This window comes from Streptomyces sp. NPDC028928 (genome assembly GCF_055564915.1).
In genome coordinates, this window is the sequence record NZ_JBVHVI010000002.1 from 1 (window position 1) to 23,101 (window position 23,101).

At 71.7% G+C, this 23,101-nt stretch carries 19 protein-coding genes and 2 rRNA genes; 12 read left to right on the forward strand and 9 right to left on the reverse strand.

The window, feature by feature from the left end; translation table 11 throughout:
- Positions 1–157: ribosomal RNA gene (locus ACZ4U1_RS05840) — 23S ribosomal RNA — on the forward strand; the annotation flags it as partial.
- Between the two features lie 80 nt (positions 158–237).
- Positions 238–354 (forward strand): 5S ribosomal RNA (gene rrf, locus ACZ4U1_RS05845).
- A gap of 92 nt (positions 355–446) precedes the next feature.
- Here the strand turns inward: rrf and ACZ4U1_RS05850 are convergent.
- From ACZ4U1_RS05850 to ACZ4U1_RS05870, 5 genes are read right to left on the reverse strand one after another with little or no spacing between them, the layout of a single operon-like run.
- Entirely contained in the window at positions 447–1,757 is a 1,311-nt protein-coding gene (locus tag ACZ4U1_RS05850) for a DUF58 domain-containing protein (RefSeq protein ID WP_467900126.1), read from the reverse strand.
- Positions 1,757–2,746 (reverse strand): AAA family ATPase, encoded by a 990-nt coding sequence (locus tag ACZ4U1_RS05855; RefSeq protein WP_467900128.1) that lies wholly within the window; start codon positions 2,744–2,746, stop codon positions 1,757–1,759. The genes ACZ4U1_RS05850 and ACZ4U1_RS05855 overlap by 1 nt, the downstream gene beginning before the upstream one ends.
- Positions 2,746–3,942, reverse strand: a complete 1,197-nt coding sequence (locus ACZ4U1_RS05860; RefSeq protein WP_467900130.1) for a DUF4350 domain-containing protein — start codon at positions 3,940–3,942, stop codon at positions 2,746–2,748. Before ACZ4U1_RS05860 ends, ACZ4U1_RS05855 begins: the two co-directional genes overlap by 1 nt.
- A complete protein-coding gene (locus tag ACZ4U1_RS05865) occupies positions 3,939–4,727 on the reverse strand; it encodes a DUF4129 domain-containing protein (protein ID WP_467900133.1) in 789 nt (262 codons plus the stop codon). Before ACZ4U1_RS05865 ends, ACZ4U1_RS05860 begins: the two co-directional genes overlap by 4 nt.
- Positions 4,728–4,731: 4 nt before the next feature.
- Positions 4,732–6,138 (reverse strand): glycerophosphoryl diester phosphodiesterase membrane domain-containing protein, encoded by a 1,407-nt coding sequence (locus ACZ4U1_RS05870; RefSeq protein ID WP_467900135.1) that lies wholly within the window; start codon positions 6,136–6,138, stop codon positions 4,732–4,734.
- Between the two features lie 140 nt (positions 6,139–6,278).
- On the opposite strand from ACZ4U1_RS05870, the gene mtnA reads away from it, so the two are divergent.
- The 7 genes from mtnA (at position 6,279) to ACZ4U1_RS05905 (ending at position 15,260) form a co-directional block, all read left to right on the forward strand.
- Positions 6,279–7,424: an S-methyl-5-thioribose-1-phosphate isomerase gene (mtnA, locus tag ACZ4U1_RS05875; protein WP_467900137.1), complete on the forward strand. Its 1,146-nt coding sequence runs from the start codon at positions 6,279–6,281 to the stop codon at positions 7,422–7,424.
- Between the two features lie 210 nt (positions 7,425–7,634).
- The gene (gene mtrA, locus ACZ4U1_RS05880) at positions 7,635–8,324 is read left to right on the forward strand and encodes a two-component system response regulator MtrA (protein WP_187279108.1); all 690 of its coding nucleotides are present in this window, start codon (positions 7,635–7,637) and stop codon (positions 8,322–8,324) included.
- Position 8,325: 1 nt separating this feature from the next.
- The gene (gene mtrB / locus ACZ4U1_RS05885; protein WP_467900139.1) at positions 8,326–10,440 is read left to right on the forward strand and encodes an MtrAB system histidine kinase MtrB; all 2,115 of its coding nucleotides are present in this window, start codon (positions 8,326–8,328) and stop codon (positions 10,438–10,440) included.
- A complete protein-coding gene (locus ACZ4U1_RS05890; RefSeq protein WP_467900141.1) occupies positions 10,430–12,265 on the forward strand; it encodes an LpqB family beta-propeller domain-containing protein in 1,836 nt (611 codons plus the stop codon). Before mtrB ends, ACZ4U1_RS05890 begins: the two co-directional genes overlap by 11 nt.
- 169 nt (positions 12,266–12,434) lie before the next feature.
- Positions 12,435–13,304 (forward strand): ComF family protein, encoded by an 870-nt coding sequence (locus tag ACZ4U1_RS05895; RefSeq protein WP_467900143.1) that lies wholly within the window; start codon positions 12,435–12,437, stop codon positions 13,302–13,304.
- A gap of 313 nt (positions 13,305–13,617) precedes the next feature.
- On the forward strand, positions 13,618–14,310 hold the full coding sequence (gene hpf / locus ACZ4U1_RS05900; RefSeq protein WP_373303887.1) for a ribosome hibernation-promoting factor, HPF/YfiA family: 693 nt from the start codon (positions 13,618–13,620) through the stop codon (positions 14,308–14,310).
- 203 nt (positions 14,311–14,513) lie between these two features.
- Positions 14,514–15,260: a response regulator gene (locus tag ACZ4U1_RS05905; protein ID WP_467900145.1), complete on the forward strand. Its 747-nt coding sequence runs from the start codon at positions 14,514–14,516 to the stop codon at positions 15,258–15,260.
- A 3-nt stretch (positions 15,261–15,263) separates the two neighbouring features.
- Here the strand turns inward: ACZ4U1_RS05905 and ACZ4U1_RS05910 are convergent, their stop codons facing one another.
- Together ACZ4U1_RS05910 and ACZ4U1_RS05915 are read right to left on the reverse strand one after the other, a co-directional pair.
- Positions 15,264–16,439: a winged helix-turn-helix domain-containing protein gene (locus ACZ4U1_RS05910; RefSeq protein WP_467900147.1), complete on the reverse strand. Its 1,176-nt coding sequence runs from the start codon at positions 16,437–16,439 to the stop codon at positions 15,264–15,266.
- Between the two features lie 76 nt (positions 16,440–16,515).
- Entirely contained in the window at positions 16,516–17,085 is a 570-nt protein-coding gene (locus tag ACZ4U1_RS05915) for a GNAT family N-acetyltransferase (RefSeq protein WP_467900148.1), read from the reverse strand.
- Between the two features lie 253 nt (positions 17,086–17,338).
- Here ACZ4U1_RS05915 and secA point away from each other — a divergent pair, with 253 nt between their 5' ends.
- On the forward strand, positions 17,339–20,149 hold the full coding sequence (gene secA, locus ACZ4U1_RS05920; RefSeq protein ID WP_467900150.1) for a preprotein translocase subunit SecA: 2,811 nt from the start codon (positions 17,339–17,341) through the stop codon (positions 20,147–20,149).
- A 91-nt stretch (positions 20,150–20,240) separates the two neighbouring features.
- On the opposite strand, the gene ACZ4U1_RS05925 is transcribed toward secA, so the two are convergent.
- Positions 20,241–20,720 carry an Rv3235 family protein gene (locus tag ACZ4U1_RS05925; protein WP_467900151.1) on the reverse strand — a complete coding sequence of 160 codons (480 nt, stop codon included), beginning with the start codon at positions 20,718–20,720 and terminating at the stop codon, positions 20,241–20,243.
- A gap of 336 nt (positions 20,721–21,056) precedes the next feature.
- Here ACZ4U1_RS05925 and ACZ4U1_RS05930 point away from each other — a divergent pair, with 336 nt between their 5' ends.
- Positions 21,057–21,569, forward strand: coding sequence for a DUF6912 family protein (locus tag ACZ4U1_RS05930; RefSeq protein WP_467900153.1), 513 nt, complete (start codon positions 21,057–21,059; stop codon positions 21,567–21,569).
- Positions 21,570–21,627: 58 nt separating this feature from the next.
- Positions 21,628–22,296, forward strand: a complete 669-nt coding sequence (locus ACZ4U1_RS05935) for an HAD family hydrolase (protein ID WP_467900154.1) — start codon at positions 21,628–21,630, stop codon at positions 22,294–22,296.
- Positions 22,297–22,430: 134 nt separating this feature from the next.
- On the opposite strand, the gene ACZ4U1_RS05940 is transcribed toward ACZ4U1_RS05935, so the two are convergent.
- A complete protein-coding gene (locus ACZ4U1_RS05940; RefSeq protein WP_467900156.1) occupies positions 22,431–22,997 on the reverse strand; it encodes a DJ-1/PfpI family protein in 567 nt (188 codons plus the stop codon).
- Between the last annotated feature and the right edge of the window lie 104 nt (positions 22,998–23,101).

The following is a 23,101-nucleotide window of genomic DNA, read 5'->3' on the forward strand; positions in this document are numbered from 1 at the left end:
GCTGAAAGCATCTAAGCGGGAAGCCTGCTTCGAGATGAGGACTCCCACCCACTTGATGGGGTAAGGCTCCCAGTAGACGACTGGGTTGATAGGCCAGATATGGAAGCCCGGTAACGGGTGGAGTTGACTGGTACTAATAGGCCGAGGGCTTGTCCTCAGACGCTCGCGTTCACTGTGTTGGTTCTGAAACCACGACCATGTCGCCGTAAGGCGTTCCGGTTGATAGTTTCATAGTGTTTCGGTGGTCATAGCGTGAGGGAAACGCCCGGTTACATTCCGAACCCGGAAGCTAAGCCTCACAGCGCCGATGGTACTGCAGGGGGGACCCTGTGGGAGAGTAGGACGCCGCCGAACAATTTTTGGGAAAACCCCCGCATCGTTTCGATGCGGGGGTTTTCTGCGTTCAGGAGTCGGTGTCCCTGAAGGGACGGCGGTGGACCGCGCTCTCAGAGCCGGCCCGCCGCTTTCAGTGCCAGATAGGCATCGGCTAGCGCCGGCGCCAGATCCTCCGGAATCGCATCCACCACCGTCACTCCGTGACGACGGAGCTGTTCCGCAGTGCGCCGACGTTCGCTCTGCGCCTGCGCCGCAGCGGCCGCCTCGTACACGGCCTCCGCGTTGCCCCTGGCCTCCGCCATGCGGGCAATGTGCGGATCGGCTACCGAGGCGACCAGAACGGTGTGGCGTTGAGTGAGCTGCGGAAGTACCGGCAGCAGACCCTGCTCGACCGGTGCCGCGTCCAGTGTGGTGAGGAGCACGATCAGCGAACGCCTAGGCGCGGTTCGGAGAGCGGTCGCGGTGAGGCCACGGGCGTCGGTCTCGACCAGTTCGGGTTCCAGCGAGGACATCGCGTTGACCAGGGACGGCAGCACGTCACCCGCTGAGCGGCCCTGGACCAGGGCGCGTACCCGGCGGTCGTAGGCGAGCAGGGCCACGCGGTCGCCGGCGCGGGAGGCGAGGGCCGCGAGCAGCAGCGCCGCGTCCATCGAGGCGTCCAGGCGTGGGGCGTCGCCCACCCGGCCGGCCGAAGTTCGGCCCGTGTCCAGGACCAGGAGGATGTGCCGGTCGCGTTCGGGCCGCCAGGTGCGGACGGCGACGGAGGACTGCCGGGCCGTGGCTCGCCAGTCGATCGAGCGGGTCTCGTCTCCGGGGACGTACTCGCGCAGGCTGTCGAACTCCGTTCCCTCACCACGGGTCAACACGCTGGTGCGGCCGTCGAGTTCACGCAATCGGGCGAGTTTCGACGGCAGATGCTTGCGGCTGGTGAACGGGGGCAAGACTCGTACCGTCCAAGGCACCTTGTGGGCGCCCTGGCGGGAGAACAGGCCGAGGGGGCCGTAGGAGCGGATCGTGACGCGGTCGGCCTGGCGGTCGCCCCGGCGGGTGGGGCGCAGCCGGGTCGTCACTCGCCGGCGTTCGCCCGGGGGGACGGACAGCCGGTGCCGGGAGGACTCGATCTCGGTGCCCGGCTGCCAGCTGCTCGGGGGCCACGCGTCCCGTACCTGCGCCCGCAGCTGGCGGCGGGACGGGTTGGTGATGGTGAGCGTGACGTCGGCGGTGTCACCGAGGCGGGTGGAGGTGTCGCCGGAGCGGGTCAGCAGCAGACGGCGTACCGGCGCGGCCAGTGCGTAGTCGCAGGCGCAGGCCAGCGCCAGGGGGCCGTTGACCGCGAGGATGCCCGTCCAGCCTGGTTCCAGGATGCCGACGGGGATCGAGCCGAGGGCCGCGAGGAGGGCGGCGCGTCCGGTGAGTGCCATCAGCGGGGGACCGGGACGTGGGCGAGGATCGCGTTGATGACCGCGTCGGCGGTCACGCCCTCCATCTCTGCCTCGGGGCGCAGCTGGACGCGGTGACGCAGGGTGGGCAGGGCGAGGGCCTTCACGTCGTCGGGGATGACGTAGTCGCGGCCGGTCAGCCAGGCCCACGCGCGTGAGGTGGCGAGCAGGGCGGTGGCGCCGCGCGGGGAGACGCCGAGGGTGAGAGAGGGCGACTCGCGGGTGGCGCGGCAGATGTCGACGACGTAGGCGGTGATCTCCGGGGACACGGTCGTCTTGGCGACGGCTGCGCGGGCCGCTTCGAGGTCGGCGGGGCCGGCGACCGGGCGCACGCCGGCGGCGCGCAGGTCGCGCGGGTTGAAGCCCGAGGCGTGCCGGGTGAGGACGTCGATCTCGTCCTGCCGGGAGGGCAGAGGGATCGTCAGTTTGAGGAGGAAGCGGTCCAGTTGGGCTTCGGGGAGGGGGTAGGTGCCCTCGTACTCGACCGGGTTCTGTGTCGCGGCGACGAGGAACGGTTCGGGGAGTGGGCGCGGGGTGCCGTCGACCGTGACCTGGCGTTCCTCCATGGCCTCCAGGAGGGACGACTGGGTCTTGGGCGGGGTGCGGTTGATCTCGTCCGCGAGGAGCAGGTTGGTGAAGACCGGGCCGGGCTGGAAGGAGAACTCGGCGGTGCGGGTGTCGTAGACGAGGGAGCCGGTGACGTCGCTCGGCATCAGGTCCGGGGTGAACTGGACGCGCTTGGTGTCGAGTTCGAGTGCGGATGCGAGGGCCCGGACGAGCAACGTTTTGGCGACCCCGGGGACTCCTTCTAGTAGGACGTGTCCGCGGCAGAGGAGGGCGACGACGAGGCCGGTCACGGCGGGGTCCTGGCCGACCACGGCTTTGGCGATTTCGGCGCGCAGGGCTTCCAGGGAGGCCCGGGCGGTGCCAGGGTCTCCGCTCTGCCCGGCGTTGTCAGTGGTCGGGTCCATCATGAACGGCGTACCTCTCTTTCGAGGGCGTCGAGTTGGTCGGTGAGTGCGATGAGGGCCGCGTCGTCGCCGGGCGGCGGTCCGAAGAGGAGGGAGTGCAGGGTCTGTCCGTCGCCGGAGAGGTGTGCGGACAGGGCGGGGAGCAGGGCCTCGGGCGTGTGTGCCTGTGCGACGGGGACGCCCACGAGGGGGGCGAGGCGGGTGCGGGTGGCGGCGCGAAGGGCGGCGGCGGCGCGTTCGCGGGCGTTGGCCTTGCGGTAGAGGCGGGCGCGGCCTTCGGCGGTCTCCGAGGCGCGGATCGCTACGGGGAGTTTTTCGGGCACGAGGGGGCCGAAGCGGCGTGCCCGCCAGAAGGCGGCGAGGGCCGCCGCGATGAAGAGCTGCAGGGTCGCCCAGAGCCAGCCCGAGGGGAGCAGCTCGAGGAAGCTTTTCTGCTCGCCGGTTTCGGTGGTGGCGGAGTCGGACAGCGAGGGGAGGTACCAGACCAGATGGTGGCGGGAGCCGAGGAGTTGGAGGGCGAGCGACGCGTTTCCCTGCTCGTCGAGGCGGTCGTTGTAGAGGATGTCGGGCGCGCCGAGCACGACGGTGTCGCCGCCTCCGGAGGCCGCGGGGATGCGCAGCAGGGTGGCGAGGCGTGCGCTGGGGTAGCAGGAGTCGGCGTCGAGGTGGGTGGTGGTGTAGCGGATGCCGCCGGTGTCGGCGGTGCCCGCGCGCCGGGCCTCGGGCAGGGTGCAGTCCGGGGCGAGTGTGTCTTCGCTGCTGGTGGCGGGGTCCGCGGTGACCCCGGGGACGAGCCGTTCGACGGACCAGATGCCGGGCGCGACGAGGACGGTCCGTCCACCGGAGGACGCTGTCGCGGCGTGCAGCCGGGTTTGCTGACGGTGGCTCAACAGGTCGGGTACGGCCACCAGAAGGGTGGTGTCCGGGCCGGCGGCGGCGCGGGCCGCACCGAGTGTGGTGACCACGCGGGTGGAGACACCCCGCTCGGCGAGGAGTTGGGCGACGGCCCGGCTGCCGTAGGGGTCGGCGGAGCGTGGGTCCAGTTCGCCGTGCCGGGCTGTGGAGCGTACGGCGGCCATGGCGACGGCCGCGGCCAGGAGCAGTACGACGGCGAGCGCGATGCCGCGTGCCCGGGTCCACACCTGGCGGCCGGTGGGCGCGAGGGAAGTGGTGGTCGACGTGGCCTCGGTGGTCACTCGGCTGCCCCCTGGCGGGTGCTGGGGGCCGTGCTGGTGGCACTGGCGGGGCTGTTGGCGAGGGCCGGCTTGGTGCGTTCCAGGTCGCGGTCGAGTTCGGCGAGGCGGTGGTACGACTGCTCACCGGCCCGGCGTCCGCCGTATGTCACGTCGTCGAACTCGCGGGCGGCGGCGCGCAGCCGATCCGTGTGCGCGGGGAGGACGCGGCCGGCTTCGGCAGCCGCCTCGTCGGCGGTGCGTCCGGGGCGTACGTCGAGCAGGGCGCGTTCTTCCAGGGAGCGGACGAGGGCTCGCATGCGCTCCTGGACGGCTTGGTTCCAGTGGCCCTGGGCCGCGTGGGCCTCGCTGGCGGCGCGGTGTTCGGCGGCGCTGCGGGGGCGCTCGTCGAACAGGACGGCGGTTGAGGTGGGTTGGCGGCGGGGGGTGCCCAGGCGCCACCACAGGGCGGCCAGCACGGCGACGACGGACAGGATCACGACGAGCAGGCCGACGGTGCCGCCCGGGGTCGCCGAGGCCGCTGTGCTGAACAGCCGGTCGACCCAGTCCCAGAACGCGTTCAGGGCGCGCTGGAGCAGGCTGGGGTCGTTCTCGTGGTACATCCGCTTGGACAGCTCGCGCCGGGCCGCTTCCTGGGCGGGATCGCGCGGGATGGTCAGCGGCGGTTCGTCTCCCGAGCCGCCGGCCGCCAGGACGGCGTGGTCCGACGCGCGCAGCAGCCGTCGTACGGCGGTGGCGGCGGCGCCCGATGGGGATGCCGCCGTGAGAACTTCCCCCGTGAGGCTCACCGCATCAGCTCCCGGGGACGGGGCCGGCGGGGCCGGTGCCGTAGCCCTGGACACCGGCGGCGCGGGCCAGTTCGAGGTCGAGGGCCTCGCGGCGGATGCGCTGGTCGATGTAGAGGAGCACGGTGACGCCGGCGCTGATCGGGAGGGTGAGCGTGGTGCCGATCAGGGAGCCGATGCCCCGGATGATCAGGAACGTCCAGCCGACGTGTTCGCCGCTGGTGCCGAGGAAGTTGTCCATGCCGTCGCCGCTCACGGCGGCTCCGATGAGGGCGAACGGGATGGTGATGATCGCCGAGATGATGTTGGCGATGAGCCAGGCGAGCAGCTGGATGCCGAGGACGCGCCACCAGGAGCCGCGCACCAGCTTGGCGGAGCGGCTCATGGACTTGGTGATGCCCTGGCGTTCCAGCATCAGGGCGGGTGCGGCCAGGTAGTAGCGGATGGCCAGCCACACCGCGACGACGACGCCTGCGAGGATGCCCAGCGCGAACAGCGCGGCTCCGCCGGCGTCGCTGCCGCCGGCGATCAGGACCAGGAAGCCGGGCAGTGCGCCGGTGATGATCACGCCGACGGTGATCAGGCCGAGCAGGATGAGCAGCCCGGCCAGCTTCGGGATCTGTGGGCGGGCTTCCCGCCAGGCCTCGCCGGCGCTGACCGGCTTGCCGAGCACGGCGCGGCTGGTGATGGTCGTGAGCAGGGCGGTGGCGACGATGACGGCGGCAGCGGAGATCACGGTGACGATCCCGCTGCCGATCATGGACTCGCGCAGGGCGCGGTAGACGTCGTCGGGGGTGGCGGTCCGGCTGTCGAGCTGCGCACTGGCGAGGGCGTCGTTGAGGAAGAGGCCCTGCACCAGGACGAGGCAGGTGTCGGTGACCGCGGCGACGGCCAGCGCGATGCCGAGGACCGTGCGCCAGTAGGTGCGCATGGTGGACACGGCGCCGTCGAGGATCTCACCGACGCCGAGCGGGCGCAGCGGGATGACACCGGGCTTGGCCGCGGGCGGGGGGCCTCCCCAGCCGCCGCCCCAGGCGGGGTAGCCGCCCGGGTGTCCGTAGCCGCCGTGGCCGGGCGGAGGGCCGCCGTAGCCGCCGGGAGGGCCGCCGTATCCGCCGCCGTAGCCGCCGGGGCCTGGGCCGCCGGGGTGCTGGCTGCCCCAGCCCGGGCCGGGCGGTGCGGGCGGCGGGGCCTGGTGGGGGCTCGGGGCACCGGTGGGAGCCGACCACTGGCCGGGTGGCGGCTGCTCCTTGGACCATTTCCCGCCTGGGGCCTGCGGGTCCGTGCCGGGCTGCGGCGCGGGCTCGGTGGGGCCGGGGCGGTCGGCGGGCTCGGCGGGGCCGGACGCACCGGGTTCCCGACCCTCGGACGACGGGGCGGATCCGGGCGAGGCCCAGCCCGGAGTGTCTGTCATCGAAGCTCCTTCTCGGTGCCCGTCCGCGGTCGCGGCGGCAGGTTGGCAGCCATCGTGCCATGGGCTGGTCACCGGGGTACCGGCCGCGGTAGGGGGCGGCCACCTTCAATTGTCCGCCGGATCCGGGGCAGACTTGCGGCATGGCTGATCAGCAGGCGCGAACCAGCAGCGGGGACAAGCGGCCGACCGAGATACCTGCAATCCGATGGGAGGAACCACCAGAAGGTCCCGTACTGGCCCTTCTTGATCAGACGCGGCTCCCGGCCGAAGAGGTCGAGTTGGTGTGCACGGACGCGGCGGCGCTGGTGGAGGCGATCCGATCGCTCGCCGTGCGCGGAGCGCCGCTGCTCGGAATCGCGGGGGCGTACGGCGTCGCGCTCGCCGCCGCGCGCGGCTTCGACGTGGCCGAGGCGGCGCGGGCGCTGGAGGAGGCCAGGCCCACCGCGGTGAACCTGTCCGTAGGGGTGCGCCGGGCCGAGGCCGCGTACCAGGCGGCGCTGGCCAGGACCGGCGACCCCACGGCCGGCGCCGTGGCGGCGCTGGCCGCGGCGCGGGCGCTGCACCAGGAGGATGCCGAGGCCAGTGCCCGGATGGCGGCGCATGGTCTGGCGCTGCTGGACGAACTGCTGCCCGGCGGCGGGCACCGGATCCTGACCCACTGCAACACCGGTGCGCTGGTGTCGGGCGGGGAGGGCACGGCCTTCGCGGTGGCTCTCGCGGCACACCGGGCGGGCCGGCTGCGGCGGCTGTGGGTGGACGAGACGCGTCCGCTGTTGCAGGGCGCCCGTCTGACGGCGTACGAGGCGGCCCGCAGTGGCATGGCGTACAGCCTGCTCACCGACAACGCGGCGGGTTCCCTGTTCGCGGCGGGTGAGGTGGACGCGGTGCTGATCGGGGCGGACCGGATCGCGGCCGACGGTGCGGTGGCGAACAAGGTGGGGAGTTATCCGCTCGCCGTGCTCGCCCGGTACCACCATGTGCCGTTCATCGTGGTGGCGCCGGTGACGACGGTGGACCTGGACACGCCGGACGGGGCGTCCATCGAGGTCGAGCAGCGTCCCGGCTTCGAGGTGACCGAGGTGATGGCGCCGCAGGTGCCGGTGGCGGGACCGGGCGGCGGGGTTCCGGTGGCCCCTCTGGGGACGCAGGCGTACAACCCGGCGTTCGACGTGACGCCGCCGGAACTGGTGACGGCGATCGTCACCGAGGAGGGAGCGGCCTCACCCGTGACGGCCGAGGCGCTTGCGGAACTGTGCGCCAGGTCGCGTCAGGTGACGACGACCTGATCAACGAGGTCCTGAGTCCCCCCGTGACAGCGAGGTGGGGAGGGTGAAAGGGCGGGGGCACGGCGGTCCGGCCTCCCTGCCGCTCTCCCCGCCGGGCCCGAGAAGTCCGGTGGTCGGCGGCCAGGGGCAGACAGTGACGGCTCCGTACGACTATCGTCACCGGCCAGTGACCTCCCTCACCAGGGCGCCTGTCGCTGTTATGAGAATGGGATGATGTCGTTTATGAAGGGACGAGTCCTTGTCGTCGACGACGACACGGCACTGGCCGAGATGCTCGGCATCGTGCTGCGTGGTGAAGGTTTTGAGCCGTCTTTCGTAGCCGACGGCGACAAGGCGCTGGCCGCTTTCCGTGAGAGCAAGCCCGATCTGGTGCTGCTCGACCTGATGCTGCCCGGGCGGGACGGCATCGAGGTGTGCCGGCTGATCCGGGCGGAGTCCGGGGTGCCGATCGTGATGCTCACGGCCAAGAGCGACACCGTCGACGTGGTCGTGGGCCTGGAGTCGGGCGCCGACGACTACATCGTCAAGCCGTTCAAGCCGAAGGAGCTGGTGGCCCGTATCCGGGCGCGGCTGCGGAGGTCCGAGGAGCCGGCGCCGGAGCAGCTCACCATCGGTGACCTGGTCATCGATGTCGCCGGGCACTCGGTGAAGCGGGACGGGCAGTCGATCGCGCTGACACCGCTGGAGTTCGACCTGCTGGTCGCGCTCGCGCGCAAGCCGTGGCAGGTGTTCACCCGCGAGGTGCTCCTGGAGCAGGTGTGGGGCTACCGGCACGCGGCCGACACGCGGCTCGTGAACGTGCACGTCCAGCGGCTGCGCTCGAAGGTCGAGAAGGACCCGGAGCGGCCGGAGATCGTGGTGACCGTCCGTGGTGTCGGTTACAAGGCCGGGCCGAGCTGACATGTCCGGGGACAGCGCCGCTTCGGCCCCCGGCGGTTCCGGGGCCCGTCCGGGGCGGTCTGTCGGCAGGCCGGCGGTGCGTGCGCGTTTCCGGGGCCTGTTCGACGGCGGGCTGCTGGAGGGCGGTGTCCAGGGCAGCCCGGTGCTGCGGCTGTTCCTGCGCTGGGTGCGCCGTCCGCTGCTGCCGGTGATGCGGCTGTGGCGGCGCAACATCCAGCTCAGGGTCGTCGCCACCACCCTGCTGATGTCGCTGGGTGTCGTCCTGCTGCTGGGCTTCGTCGTGATCGGGCAGGTGCGCAACGGCCTGCTGGACGCGAAGGTGAAGGCGTCGCAGAGCCAGGCCACGGGCGGGTTCGCGGTGGCCAAGCAGAAGGCCGACGAGGCGGCCAGCGGCACCGGTGCGGGCACCGGTGACGGCACCTCGACCGAGGACGGGCGGCAGTCGCAGAACGTCATCCCGTGGATGAGCGACCTCGTGGAGTCGCTGTCCAGCGGCGGCGCGGGCGCCTTCGACGTGGTGACGCTGCCCGTGGGCGACGACAGCGGCGGCGGGCGCAGCCCGCGCGGCTCCGGGAACGTCAACCCGACCTCCAGTGTGCCCGCGGCCCTGCGCGAGCGGGTCAACAGCGGTACGACGGCCGTGCAGAGCAACACGCGGATCGTCTACTACGGCGGCAAGGAGTCGCAGCCGGGCCTCGCCATCGGCAAGCAGGTCAACGACCCCAACGGCCGCCCGTACGAGCTGTACTACCTCTTCCCGCTCACGCAGGAGGAGAAGTCCCTCAGCCTGGTCAAGGGCACCCTCGCCACGGCCGGCCTGTTCGTCGTCGTCCTGCTCGGAGCCATCGCCTGGCTGGTGGTGCGGCAGGTCGTCACGCCGGTGCGGATGGCGGCCGGGATCGCGGAGCGGCTGTCCGCCGGGCGGCTGCAGGAGCGGATGAAGGTCACCGGCGAGGACGACATCGCGCGTCTGGGCGAGGCCTTCAACAAGATGGCGCAGAACCTCCAGGTCAAGATCCAGCAGCTGGAGGACCTGTCGCGGATGCAGCGGCGGTTCGTCTCCGATGTCTCGCACGAGCTGCGCACCCCGCTGACCACCGTCCGCATGGCCGCCGACGTCATCCATGAGGCGCGGGAGGACTTCGACCCGGTGACCGCGCGGTCGGCCGAGCTGCTCGCCGACCAGCTGGACCGGTTCGAGTCGCTGCTCGCGGACCTGCTGGAGATCAGCCGTTTCGACGCCGGCGCGGCCGCGCTGGAGGCCGAGCCGATCGACCTCCGGGAGGTCGTGCGGCGGGTGGTGAGCGGTGCCGAGCCGCTCGCCGAGCGCAAGGGCACGCACATACGGGTGGTCGGCGACCAGCAGCCCATCGTCGCCGAGGCGGACGCCCGGCGCGTGGAGCGCGTCCTGCGCAACCTCGTCGTCAACGCCGTCGAGCACGGCGAGGGCAAGGACGTCGTGGTCAAGCTCGCCGCGGCGGGCGGGGCCGTGGCCATCGCGGTGCGGGACTACGGCGTCGGGCTGAAGCCCGGCGAGGCGACCCGGGTCTTCAGCCGGTTCTGGCGGGCGGACCCGGCACGCGCGCGTACCACCGGCGGCACCGGTCTCGGGCTGTCGATCGCCCTGGAGGACGCGCGGCTGCACGGCGGCTGGCTGCAGGCCTGGGGGGAGCCGGGCGGCGGCTCCCAGTTCCGCCTGACGCTGCCCAGGACGGCGGACGAGCCGCTGCGGGGCTCGCCGATACCGCTGGAGCCCAAGGACTCGCGCCGCAACCGCGGCCTCGACGACGCCGGCGCGTCCCGCGGGGGCGGGGAGAAGCGGGCGACCGTTCCGGTGCAGCAGGCCGGCGCCCAGGCGCCCGCGCTGCCGCCGCGGAACCCGATCGCGCCGCGACTGTCCGCCACCCCGGCCGCCGACCCGACGGCCCTGCCCGGCAACGGCAACGGCGCGCGCGTGGTGCCCCGGCCCACCGGTGGCGGACGGCGTGCGGGCGACGGGCCCGCCGCACCTGCCGCGCCCGAGGCGGACGCGGGCCGGACGGAGGCGCCCGCGCCGCAGGACTCGACGGCGCCGCAGGACTCGACCGAGCCAGGGGAGGCATTTCGTGGCCGCTGACCGCAAAGGGGGCGCACGGCGGCGGTCGGCGCGCGCGGCGGCGTACGCCGCCTTGGGTGTCGTACTGCTGGCCGGTTGTGCCTCCATGCCCGACAGCGGGGACCTGCGGGACGTGGAGTCCACGCCGCGGCAGGACACCGGGGTCCGGGTGTTCGCCATGCCGCCGGCCGACGGCGCCGGTCCGGGCGAGATCATGCAGGGCTTCCTGGAGGCCCTGACCAGCGACGACCCGGAGTACGACACGGCGCGCAAGTACCTGACGGCCGACGCGGCGGACAGGTGGCGGCCGGAGCGGTCCACCACCGTCCTCGCGAACGGGCCGACCATCGAGACCGACTGCCGGCCGGGCGGCCGCGAGGAGACCAACAGCGTCACCTGCCTGCTGGCCGGCACCCGGGTCGCCACGGTCGACGCGCAGCAGGCCTACCAGCCCGCCGACGGCTCCTACCGCAAGAAGCTGCATCTGACGAAGGACGCCAAGAGCGGGCAGTGGCGCATCGACGGGCTGCCCGACGGCGTCGTCATGGGCAAGTCGGACTTCCAGCGGAACTACACGTCCGTCGACAAGTACTACTTCGCCTCCGAGGCGGCGGCCGGGGCGGGCGGGCAGCCGGTGGCGGTCGCCGATCCGGTGTTCGTGCGCAGCAAGGTGGACCCGATGACCCAGATGGTCCGCTCGCTGCTGAAGGGGCCCACCGACTGGCTCGAACCGGTGGTCAGGTCCAGCTTCCCGACCGGTACGGCGCTGGAGAAGGGCACCTCCGGCCTGGCGCCGGACGACCAGAACAAGCTGACGGTGCCGCTGAACCTCAAGGCGTCCCAGGTCGCCGCGGGCAAGTGCACCGAGATGGCGACGCAGGTGCTGTTCACGCTGCGGAACCTGGCGCCGACGCTGGAGTCCGTCGAACTGCGCGGGACCGGCGACGACCGGCTGTGCGAACTGACCGAGGAGCGCGCCGAGTCCACCGCCTGGCACGGGGCGACCAAGCGCCCCGAGTACCTGTACTTCCTCGACGGCAAGCGCCGGGTGGTACGGATGCAGACCGGGAGCACCGGCACCGGGTCCGTGCCGGTGCCGGGGCCGCTGGGCGAGGGCGGCAGGGGACTGCGGTCGGTGGCGGTGTCGCGGGACGAGCACACCGCGGCCGGGGTCGGCGACGAGGGCCGGTCGCTGTACGTGACGTCGCTGGCGTCGGGCGGTTCGCTCGGCGAGCCGCAGGTGACCAGCGGGGGGCCGGCCCCCGAGCAGCGGCTGACCACTCCGAGCTGGGACGCCCGCGGTGACCTGTGGGTGGCCGACCGCGACCCGAACCGGCCGCGGCTGTTCGTCCTGGGCCAGGGCGTGGAGAAGCCGGAGCAGGTCGCCGTCCCGGACCTGCCCGGCCAGATCAAGGACGCCCGGGTGGCCGCGGACGGGGCGCGTATCGCGCTGGTCGTGGCCGCGAAGGACGGCAAGCAGTCCCTGTACATCGGCCGGATCCAGCGCGACGACGGCACCGGCCAGGGCATCTCGGTGGACGGGCTGCGGTCGGCGGCGCCGGACCTGGAGCAGGTCAGTGCCATCTCCTGGGCCGGGGACAGCAGGCTGCTCGTCGTCGGCCAGGAGCAGGGCGGTGTGCAGCAGATGCGGTACGTCCAGGTCGACGGCTCCACGCTCGACGGCCCGGCTCCGGGCGCGCTGACCAGCGTGAAGGCGATCGCCGCGTCCGAGGACGAGCGGGTGCCGCTGGTGGCCTACTCGGAGGACGGGATCGTACGGCTGCCGTCCGGGGCGCAGTGGCAGAAGGTCGACAAGGACGGGACGGCGCCGGTCTATCCGGGCTGACGGCCGGTCTCCGCTGACGGTCTGACCGGGCCGGACGGTCTGTCCGGGCCGGTCAGCCGGATGTGCCCTCGCCGTACCTGCGGCGCGCGGCGCGCGGTGCACCGAGTTATCCACAGGGCGTTGTCCACAGGGGTGGCCGCCCGGCCCCGGCATTGGCACAGTGGTGGTCATGCGGGGGTGGTGGCAGGACCTCACCGACCTGGTGCTGCCGGCCGACTGCGCGGGCTGCGGTGCACCTCGTACGGCGCTCTGCCCGAGGTGCCGGGTCACGCTGGAGGCGGGTGTGCCCCGGCGGGTGCGGCCGGTGCCGGAGCCGGCCGGGCTGCCGGTGGTGCACGCGGTGGCTCCGTACGCGGCGGAGGTGCGTGCGCTGCTGCTCGCGCACAAAGAGCGGGGCGCGCTGCTCCTCGCGGGAGTGCTGGGTACGGCGCTGGCGGCGGCCGTTCGGGTGAGTCTCGGCGACGGTGGTGCCGGTGCGCGGCCGGCCGGGTTGCCGGGGGGTGGGCCCGTGCTGCTGGTGCCGGTGCCCTCCGCGCGGTGGGCCGTGCGGGCGCGTGGGCACGATCCGGTGCGGCGGATGGCGCTCGCGGCCGCCGGCGAGCTGCGGCGCACCGGAACGCCGGCCCGGGTGACGGCCGTGCTGTGCCAGCGGCGGGCCGTGGCGGACCAGGCGGGGCTGGACGCGCGGCGGCGCCTGGAGAACCTCGCCGGGGCGCTGGAGGTGAGCCCGGGCGGTGGCCGGCTGCTCGGCACGGGCCGGGTCGTGCTCGTCGACGACCTGATGACGACGGGCGCCTCTCTCGCGGAGGCGGCGCGGGCCCTGCGGGAGGCGGCGGTATCCCGTCGGGAGGGTGGATCGGCCGTGTATCAGGCCATAACTCGGGAAGGTAGGGAGGAACGACGGATCGGTGTACGGCGGGAGCGGACGGAGTGGGTGCACAGTGCACCGGAAAAGGCGGCCCCGAAGGCCCTCGGCAAGGTGCTCCATGCCGCAGTGATCGCCGCTCCGCACGATTCTTTCGAAATAAACAGGAACTGACCGCCGACCTGCATCGTTGCAGGTAGTGAGACGGCTAATTCACCTGAACGGAGGTACGCCGCAGTAGAGGGTGACGACATCCGTCCGGGCGAGATATGTTCGGGTGTGAGGAAAGGCGCAGGCCACACCTCGCATATCCGAATGCCGTGCCGCGGGTTTTTCCGCAATCACCCGCGCCGGTGGGGTGGAGCTCTCGCCCATGGGGGAGGAGGAGGTGGAAGTCACCGAGTCCGAGGTCCGGTGATCACCGGACCTGGTGCAAAAGGGAGATGCTCCGCCGATGCAGCGGAGCGATCCGGGAACGGAGTTCTGCGTGGACATCGTCGTCAAAGGCCGCAAGACCGAGGTGCCCGAGCGGTTCCGCAAGCACGTGGCCGAGAAGCTGAAGCTGGAGAAGATCCAGAGGCTCGATGCCAAGGTGATCAGCCTCGACGTCGAGGTGTCCAAGGAGCCGAACCCCCGTCAGGCCGACCGCTGTGACCGAGTGGAGATCACGCTCCGCTCCCGCGGTCCGGTGATCCGGGCGGAGGCGGCGGCCAGCGACCCGTACGCGGCACTCGACCTGGCGGCGGAGAAGCTGGACGCCAGGCTGCGCAAGCAGCACGACAAGCGGTTCTCGCGCCGAGGTGCGCGCCGGATCTCGGCGGCGGAGGTCCCCGACCACGTCCCGGGCGCGGCGACACTGAACGGCAGCGGCCTCCCCGTCCAGGAGGAGGAGACGGACGGCGTGCCGACCAAGAAGATCGGTTCCCTGGAGGTCAAGGGCGAAGGCCCCCTCGTCGTCCGCGAGAAGACCCACGTCGCCTCCCCGATGACCCTCGACCAGGCCCTCTACGAGATGGAACTGGTCGGCCACGACTTCTACCTCTTCGTCGACTCCGAGACGAAGGAACCGAGCGTCGTCTACCGGCGACACGCCTACGACTACGGCGTGATCCACCTCAGCACGGACCCGATGGTCGCCGAGGCGCAGCCCCCCGCGGCGGGTGGCACGCTGGGCGGCTGACCCACCCGGCTGAAGCTGAGCCGGTGCCCCTGGAGCGCGTGTGCGCCCCCAGGGGCACCGGTGTGCGACCACTTCGCGCCCCGCACGTCACCTCGGTGCCGTCCGAGCATGAAATCATGGCCGCACCGGCCCAACCGGTGGGCCGCTGCCTTGGGTTGGCGATGGCACAGGACCACAGGCCACAGCCTTCAGGGGGAGGAACGATGGCGGACACCTTCGGACCGATGCGGGACGGGGACGCCGACGACGATGTCATCGGCAGGCACCCGGACGCGGGCTCGTCACGCGACGAGCCGATCAGAGTCCTGGTCGTGGACGACCACGCCCTCTTCCGGCGCGGCCTGGAGATCGTGCTGGCGGCCGAGGAGGACATCCAGGTCGTCGGCGAGGCGGGCGACGGGGCCGAGGCCGTCGACAAGGCCGCCGATCTGCTGCCCGACATCGTGCTGATGGACGTCCGCATGCCCAAGCGCGGCGGGATCGAGGCCTGCACCTCCATCAAGGAGGTCGCCCCCAGCGCCAAGATCATCATGCTGACGATCAGCGACGAGGAGGCCGACCTCTACGACGCGATCAAGGCGGGCGCGACCGGATACCTCCTCAAGGAGATCTCGACCGACGAGGTGGCCACCGCCATCCGCGCGGTGGCCGACGGGCAGTCGCAGATCAGCCCGTCCATGGCGTCGAAGCTCCTCACGGAGTTCAAGTCGATGATCCAGCGCACCGACGAGCGCCGGCTGGTGCCCGCGCCCCGGCTGACCGACCGCGAGCTGGAGGTCCTCAAGCTCGTCGCCACGGGCATGAACAACCGGGACATCGCCAAGGAGTTGTTCATCTCCGAGAACACCGTGAAGAACCACGTGCGCAACATCCTGGAGAAACTGCAGCTGCACTCCCGGATGGAAGCCGTGGTCTACGCGATGCGCGAGAAGATCCTGGAGATCCGCTAGCGCCTATCCGAGCAGCCCGGCGACTTCCCTTCCGAGGGGCTCGCGCAGCTCGGGGGCGTCCACCCGCTCCACGCGGACGTTCGTGCAGTTCACCCATGCCGCCGCCTCGACCAGGGCCTGGGCGACCGCCGGGACCGCCTTCGGGCCGTCCAGGGTGACCTGCTTGGCCACCAGCGTGCGGCCCTCCCGGGCCGGATCGACACGCCCGACCAGCCGGCCGCCCGCGAGCACCGGCATCGCGAAGTAGCCGTGGACCCGCTTGGGCTTGGGGACGTACGCCTCCAACCGGTGGGTGAAACCGAAGATCCGCTCCGTGCGCGCCCGCTCCCAGATCAGCGAGTCGAACGGCGACAGCAGCGTGGTGCGGTGCCGGCCCCGCGGCGGCGTCGCCAGGGCCGCCGGATCCGCCCAGGCCGGCCTGCCCCAGCCCTCGACCTCGACCGGTACCAGCCCCGAGTCCGCGATCACCGCGTCGACCTGCTCGGCCTTGAGACGGTGGTAGTCGGCGATGTCCGCGCGCGTGCCGACCCCGAGCGACTCGCCCGCCAGCCGGACCAGTCGGCGCAGACACTCGGTGTCGTCCAGCTCGTCGTGCAGCAACGCGGCCGGGACCGCGCGCTCGGCGAGGTCGTACACCCGCTTCCAGCCGCGCCGCTCCACGCACACCACCTCGCCGTACATCAGCGCGCGCTCCACGGCGACCTTCGTGCCCGACCAGTCCCACCAGTCGTTCGTCTTCTTCGCGCCGCCCAGTTCCGTGGCGGTCAGCGGGCCCTCGGTGCGGAGCTGCTTGATGACCTGGTCGTAGGCGCCGTCGGGGAGTTCGTGGTGCCAGTGCGGGCGGTCGCGGTAGGCGCGGCGGCGGAAGGCGAAGTGCGGCCACTCCTCGATGGGCAGGATGCAGGCCGCGTGCGACCAGTACTCGAACGCGTGGGCGTCCGTCCAGTACGCGGCCTCCACGGTCTGGCGGCCGACCGCGCCCAGCCGGGCGTACGGCACCAGCTCGTGGGAGCGGGCGAGGACCGAGATGGTGTCGAGCTGCACCGCGCCGAGGTGGCGCAGCACCCCGCGGACACCCGCGCGCCGGTCGGGCGCGCCGAGCAGGCCCTGGGCCCGCAGGGCGATCCGGCGGGCGTCGTCCGCGGTGAGCGTGGTGGTGGGGCGCGGCTGGGTCGTCATGTGCCGGACGATAAAGGGTGCCACTGACAGTCCGCGACGACCTGCGCGTTCACCAGGACCGTCCCGGGCGCGGGGCTCAGGAACGCGCGGGCAGGTACGGCGCCGTGGAGGGCAGGCCCAGGTCCGAGGGGAGCAGGGAGCCGACCCAGCAGTCCCGGCGCACCCCCTTGTTGTTGATGCCGGAGCGCAGGGTGCCCTCGATCGTGAAGCCCGCGCGTTCCGCCACCGCGCGGGAGGCGTGGTTGCCGACCTCGGCCCGCCACTCGACACGGTCGACACCGACCTCGGTGAACACCCACCGGCAGGCGGTGAGCGCGGCCTCCACGACATACCCGCGGCCGCGGTGCTCCTTGGCCGCCCAGAAGCCGATCTCGGCCGTGCCCAGCGAGCGCATCGTGAGGGCGAGCATGCCGGCCAGCTCGCCGCCGCCGAGAAAGACGCCGAAGGTGAACATCGACCCCTGCGACCAGCCGTCGGGGACGACCTGCTCGGTGAAGCTGATCGCGTGTTCCGGCAGATAGGGCGAGGGGACCGTCGTCCAGCGCCGGATGTCGGGATCCTGCACGGCCTCGTACACCGCGTCGGTGTCGCGGGGGCCGACCGGGCGCAGCAGGAGACGGTCCGTGGTGAGCGTGACGGGTTCCATCGGCCGATTCTGCTCGGGACGCCCGTCCGGAGTCATGGATTTTCGCGATGCGTGAGCAGGCGATCACATTTCGCGTAATTCCGTGCCTCGATGCGGCACTATCCGGATGCACCGTCCGTTGTCCCGGGTGAAGCAGCCGTCGGGCCGCCAGGCCTCCCGGCGCAGCCGGGTCCTCGCATACGATGGCCGTTGCTCAGTACGTCAGAAGGAAAACCGACCGTCCCAGGCCCGACCGGCAAGGAGACCAGCCCCCGTGTCCGTCCTCTCGAAGATCATGCGTGCAGGCGAAGGCAAGATCCTGCGCAAGCTGCACCGCATCGCGGACCAGGTCAACTCCATCGAAGAGGACTTCGTCGACCTCTCCGACGCCGAGCTGCGGGCCCTCACCGCGGAGTACCAGCAGCGCTACGCCGAAGGTGAGAGCCTGGACGACCTGCTCCCCGAGGCGTTCGCCACCGTGCGCGAGGCCGCCAAGCGCGTCCTCGGCCAGCGGCACTACGACGTGCAGCTGATGGGCGGTGCCGCGCTCCACCTCGGCTATGTGGCCGAGATGAAGACCGGTGAGGGCAAGACCCTCGTCGGCACGCTGCCCGCGTATCTCAACGCCCTGTCCGGGGACGGCGTCCACCTCATCACGGTCAACGACTACCTGGCCGAGCGCGACTCCGAGATGATGGGCCGCGTCCACAAGTTCCTGGGCCTGTCCGTCGGCTGCATCCTCGCCAACATGACGCCGGCTCAGCGCCGCGAGCAGTACGCGTGCGACATCACCTACGGCACGAACAACGAGTTCGGCTTCGACTACCTGCGCGACAACATGGCGTGGTCGAAGGACGAGCTGGTGCAGCGCGGCCACAACTTCGCCATCGTGGACGAGGTCGACTCCATCCTCATCGACGAGGCCCGCACGCCGCTGATCATCTCCGGCCCGGCCGACCAGGCCACCAAGTGGTACGGCGACTTCGCCAAGCTGGTCACGCGCCTCAAGCGCGGCGAGGCAGGCAACCCGCTGAAGGGCATCGAGGAGACCGGCGACTACGACGTCGACGAGAAGAAGCGCACGGTCGCCATCCACGAGTCCGGTGTCAGCAAGGTCGAGGACTGGCTGGGCATCGACAACCTCTACGAGTCGGTGAACACCCCGCTCGTGGGTTACCTGAACAACGCGATCAAGGCCAAGGAACTCTTCAAGAAGGACAAGGACTACGTCGTCATCGACGGCGAGGTCATGATCGTTGACGAGCACACCGGCCGTATCCTCGCCGGCCGCCGCTACAACGAGGGCATGCACCAGGCGATCGAGGCGAAGGAAGGGGTGGACATCAAGGACGAGAACCAGACGCTCGCCACGATCACCCTGCAGAACTTCTTCCGCCTCTACAAGAAGCTCTCCGGCATGACCGGTACGGCGATGACCGAGGCCGCCGAGTTCCACCAGATCTACAAGCTCGGCGTGGTCCCGATCCCGACCAACAAGCCGATGATCCGCAAGGACCAGTCGGACCTGATCTACCGCACCGAGGTGGCCAAGTTCGAGGCGGTCGTGGACGACATCGCCGAGAAGCACGAGAAGGGCCAGCCGATCCTCGTCGGCACCACCTCCGTCGAGAAGTCGGAGTACCTCTCGCAGCAGCTCAGCAAGCGCGGCATCCAGCACGAGGTGCTGAACGCCAAGCACCACGAGCGCGAGGCGCAGATCGTCGCCCAGGCCGGCCGCAAGGGCGCCGTGACGGTGGCCACCAACATGGCCGGCCGTGGTACGGACATCAAGCTCGGCGGCAACCCCGAGGACCTCGCCGAGGCGGAGCTGCGCCAGCGCGGCCTCGACCCCGAGGAGCACATCGAGGAGTGGGCCGCTGCCCTGCCCGCCGCCCTGGAGAAGGCCGAGCAGGCCGTCAAGGCGGAGAAGGAGGAGGTCGAGGAGCTGGGCGGCCTCTACGTCCTCGGCACCGAGCGGCACGAGTCGCGGCGCATCGACAACCAGCTGCGCGGCCGTTCCGGCCGTCAGGGCGACCCGGGCGAGTCCCGCTTCTACCTCTCCCTCGGCGACGACCTGATGCGCCTGTTCAAGGCCCAGATGGTCGAGCGCGTGATGTCGATGGCCAACGTGCCCGACGACGTGCCGATCGAGAACAAGATGGTCACGCGCGCGATCGCGTCCGCGCAGTCGCAGGTCGAGCAGCAGAACTTCGAGACCCGTAAGAACGTCCTGAAGTACGACGAGGTGCTCAACCGGCAGCGCGAGGTCATCTACGGCGAGCGCCGGCGCGTCCTGGAGGGCGAGGACCTGCACGAGCAGATCCAGCACTTCATGGACGACACGATCGAGGCGTACGTCCGCGCCGAGACCTCCGAGGGCTTTCCCGAGGACTGGGACCTGGACCGGCTGTGGGGTGCCTTCCGGCAGCTGTACCCGGTGAAGATCACCATCGAGGAGCTGGAGGAGGCGGCCGGCGACCGGGCCGGTCTGACCGCCGAGTTCATCGAGGAGTCCATCAAGGAGGACATCCACGAGCAGTACGAGGCCCGTGAGGCGCAGCTCGGTTCCGAGATCATGCGTGAGCTGGAGCGGCGGGTCGTGCTGTCGGTCCTGGACCGCAAGTGGCGCGAGCACCTCTACGAGATGGACTACCTCCAGGAGGGCATCGGCCTGCGCGCGATGGCGCAGAAGGACCCGCTGGTCGAGTACCAGCGCGAGGGCTTCGACATGTTCAGCGCCATGATGGACGGCATCAAGGAGGAGTCCGTCGGCTACCTGTTCAACCTGGAGGTCCAGGTCGAGCAGCAGGTCGAGGAGGTGCCGGTCGAGGAGGCCCAGCCGGTGGGCGAGGGCGTGCAGGACACGGTGCCGGCGCAGGCGGGCGCGCGTCCCGAGATCCGTGCGAAGGGGCTGGACGTTCCGCAGCGGCGGGATCTGCACTTCTCCGCGCCTACGGTGGACGGTGAGGGCGGCGTCGTCGAGCGTGACCTCGAGGACGAGGAGCCGGTGCGGTCCGAGTCGGACGGGCTGACGCGGGCCGAGCGGCGGCGGCAGGCCAAGGGCGGCCGGCGCCGGAAGAAGTAACGCCGGCGTTTGAGAAGGGCCGGGTCTCCTTTCGGGGGCCCGGCCCTTCTGTGTGCCCACCGGTGCCGCACCAGCGGCGCTGTCGGCGGCGCTACGGCGTGCCCGTTTCCACCGCTGTGCAGCGCCAGCGGAGGTCCTTGCCGCGTTCCAGGCGGAAGGCCATGGCGCGGAGTCGGTCGCCGGCGGCGATGCGGGCGAAGACCTCCAGGGCGCCCTCGCTGGGGACGTAGTAGCCGATGTCGTGGACGACGGGGCGGGCGCCGAGGGTGCGCAGGGGCCTGCGTGCGGCCAGGCGGGCCAGTTCGTCGTAGGCGTGGCCGGCGGTGTGCCGGAGCATCCAGTGGACGGGGCGCTGGCCGCTCAGGACGGCCAGCAGACGCTCGGCGAAGAGGTCGGTGGGCCGTGGCTGCCCGGCGGCCGTTCCGGGCGGCGTACGGACCGTCTGTGCCCGCGTGGCCGCCGGACGGCTGGGCGTGCGGGGTGGGGCGCCGCCGGGGCGGCGGGAGTCGCGGCGGGTCGGCGGGCGGTGCCGCGGGCGGGGCTGGGCGGTACGGCTCATGACCTTGTTCATGGGGGTCCCCGTTCGGGCGGGGCCCGGGGATACCGGGCGGTAACTCGCTGGTGGGGATCTTGTACGGGGTGCCGGAGGGGTGGGCAAGGAGACGGAGGCGGGCGGGAGGGGGCCCGGAATGTTCACCTATCCGAGGGGTACGGGGAGGCGGGAACCCCGTGGGCAGGCGGCGGGACAGGGTGAACACCGGGCGCGGAGTGGACGCCTCCACGGGGGCGGGCAGGCGCCCGAAAGGGGACGGCGCACGTATCCTGAAGGCCCCTTCGGGAGACGCGCCAGCCGCCCTCCCCGAGGCCCCAGCGGAGCCTTCACCAGGAACAGGAAAGAGCGGCCAGCATGCGCGTCTACGTCCCCCTGACCCTCCCCGCTCTCGCCGAGGCGCACAAGACGGGTGAGCTGGGGAGCGGTCCCCTCGTCGCGTACGCCGTCACGCCCGCGCTCCGCGAGTGGTACCTCTCCGAGGACATCGAGGAGCTGGAGTACGCGGCGCTCGGCCGGGCCGCGCTGGCCTCGCTGCGGCTGCTGGCGGCGGACCCGGACGCGGTACGGCGCCGGGTCGTGATCGCCGTGGACGTGTCCGACGGCGCCGTGAGCGCCGACCCCGGCCGCGGGCTGGAACCGTCCGCCCTCGGCGAGGTCACCGTGACGGTGCCGGTGCCGCTCGCGAAGGCGGCCTCCGTGCACGTCGACGCCGAGGACGCGGAGCCGGACGTGGCCGCGGCGGCGGACGCGCTGGAGGCGGCGGACGGCGGGGACGACGACGCGCAGTTCGTCGTGGACGAGGCGGACGACCACGAGCTGCTGTGGTACGCCACGCAGGAGATCCCCAACCTCGTCGGGCAGGGCTGACCTGGGCCGATGCCGGGTGGCGCCGTGATTGTCAGTGGTGGCGGGTACGGTCTTGGACATGGGGATGCACGGAAGCGCGCACATCGTCTGGGACTGGAACGGGACGCTGTTCCACGACAATGACGCGATCATCGGGGCGACGAACGCGGCCTTCGCCGAGCTGGGGCTCGCGCCGATCACGCTGGAGCAGTACCGGGCGCTGTACTGCGTACCGGTGCCGAAGTTCTACGAGCGGCTGCTCGGCCGGCTGCCGACCGACGTCGAGTGGGAGCTGATGGACGGGGTCTTCCACCGGTACTACGCCGAGCACCGGGTGCGGTGTTCGCTGACCGAGGGCGCGGAGGAGCTGCTCGCAGGGTGGCGGTCGGCGGGGCACAGCCAGTCGCTGCTGAGCATGTACGGGCACGAGGAACTGGTGCCGCTGGTACGGGGCTTCGGGATCGAGGCGCACTTCATACGGGTCGACGGGCGGACGGGGCCGTCCGGGGGCAGCAAGGCCGAGCACATGGTGCGGCATCTGGAGGCGCTGGCGGGGGCGGTGGCGCCGGAGCGGACCGTGGTGATCGGGGACGCGGCGGACGACGCGGTCGCCGCGGGGTATGTGGGGGCACGGGCTGTGCTGTACAGCGGGGGGTCGCACAGCCGGGAGAGTCTGGAGGGAGCGGGGGTGCCGGTGGTGGACACGTTGGCCGAGGCGGTGGCGGAGGCGCGGCGGATAGCGGCGTAGCCGGAGGGGGACTTCTCGGCGTCCTGTGCTGCGGTTCCCCAGGGGCACAGGGAACCGCGCGAGGCGAGCACCACGGACCGGCAGCCGGGGGCGCACCGTCTGCGCGACGGCGCGTCCACGGCCCCAAAAACCCTTCAGCTCACCGGTGCCTTGGTCCGCAGCACCCCCAAGAACTCCCGCATCCAAGCCGGATGGTCCGGCCACGCGCGGGACGAGACCAGGGTGCCGTCGACGACCGCCTCCGTGTCCTGGAAGCCCGCTCCCGCGGCCTGCATGTCCGGCTCCAGCGCGGGGTACGCCGTGACACGGCGGCCCCGGAGGGAGTCGATCGCGGCGGTGAGCAGCGGGCCGTGGCAGATCTGCGCGACCGGCTTGTCCGCGTCGAAGAAGGCCTTGAGGATCTTGCGGAGTTCGGCGTCGTTGCGCAGGTACTCGGGGGCCCGGCCGCCGGGGATGACGAGGGCCGCGTAGTCACCGGGGTCGACCTCGGAGAAGGCCAGGTCGGCGGGCCAGGTGTAGCCGGGCTTCTCGGTGTAGGTGTCGTAGCCGGGTTCGAAGTCGTGGACGACGAAACGGAGGGTCTTGCGGGTGGGGGCCGCGATGTGGACCTCGTACCCTTCCTCCAGCAGCCGCTGGTAGGGGTAGAGGACCTCCAGGGACTCCGCTGCGTCGCCGGTGACGATGAGGATCTTCGTGGGCATGTCGGCTCCTCCGGTCGTACTCCGGGCTCTGCGGTGGGACTCCGGGCACCGTGCCCCCGCCGGGCGCGCTTGCCAAGAGGGCCCGGTCCTTTTCAGAGTGCGTC

Bases quoted from the DNA above. Each gene is read 5' to 3' on its own strand.
- ACZ4U1_RS05850 (WP_467900126.1), bottom strand. From the start codon at position 1,757: ATGGCACTCACCGGACGCGCCGCCCTCCTCGCGGCCCTCGGCTCGATC.
- ACZ4U1_RS05855 (WP_467900128.1), bottom strand. From the start codon at position 2,746: ATGGACCCGACCACTGACAACGCCGGGCAGAGCGGAGACCCTGGCACC.
- ACZ4U1_RS05870 (WP_467900135.1), bottom strand. From the start codon at position 6,138: ATGACAGACACTCCGGGCTGGGCCTCGCCCGGATCCGCCCCGTCGTCC.
- mtnA (WP_467900137.1), top strand. From the start codon at position 6,279: ATGGCTGATCAGCAGGCGCGAACCAGCAGCGGGGACAAGCGGCCGACC.
- mtrA (WP_187279108.1), top strand. From the start codon at position 7,635: ATGATGTCGTTTATGAAGGGACGAGTCCTTGTCGTCGACGACGACACG.
- mtrB (WP_467900139.1), top strand. From the start codon at position 8,326: ATGTCCGGGGACAGCGCCGCTTCGGCCCCCGGCGGTTCCGGGGCCCGT.
- ACZ4U1_RS05895 (WP_467900143.1), top strand. From the start codon at position 12,435: ATGCGGGGGTGGTGGCAGGACCTCACCGACCTGGTGCTGCCGGCCGAC.
- ACZ4U1_RS05905 (WP_467900145.1), top strand. From the start codon at position 14,514: ATGGCGGACACCTTCGGACCGATGCGGGACGGGGACGCCGACGACGAT.
- ACZ4U1_RS05910 (WP_467900147.1), bottom strand. From the start codon at position 16,439: ATGACGACCCAGCCGCGCCCCACCACCACGCTCACCGCGGACGACGCC.
- ACZ4U1_RS05915 (WP_467900148.1), bottom strand. From the start codon at position 17,085: ATGGAACCCGTCACGCTCACCACGGACCGTCTCCTGCTGCGCCCGGTC.
- ACZ4U1_RS05925 (WP_467900151.1), bottom strand. From the start codon at position 20,720: ATGAACAAGGTCATGAGCCGTACCGCCCAGCCCCGCCCGCGGCACCGC.
- ACZ4U1_RS05930 (WP_467900153.1), top strand. From the start codon at position 21,057: ATGCGCGTCTACGTCCCCCTGACCCTCCCCGCTCTCGCCGAGGCGCAC.
- ACZ4U1_RS05935 (WP_467900154.1), top strand. From the start codon at position 21,628: ATGGGGATGCACGGAAGCGCGCACATCGTCTGGGACTGGAACGGGACG.
- ACZ4U1_RS05940 (WP_467900156.1), bottom strand. From the start codon at position 22,997: ATGCCCACGAAGATCCTCATCGTCACCGGCGACGCAGCGGAGTCCCTG.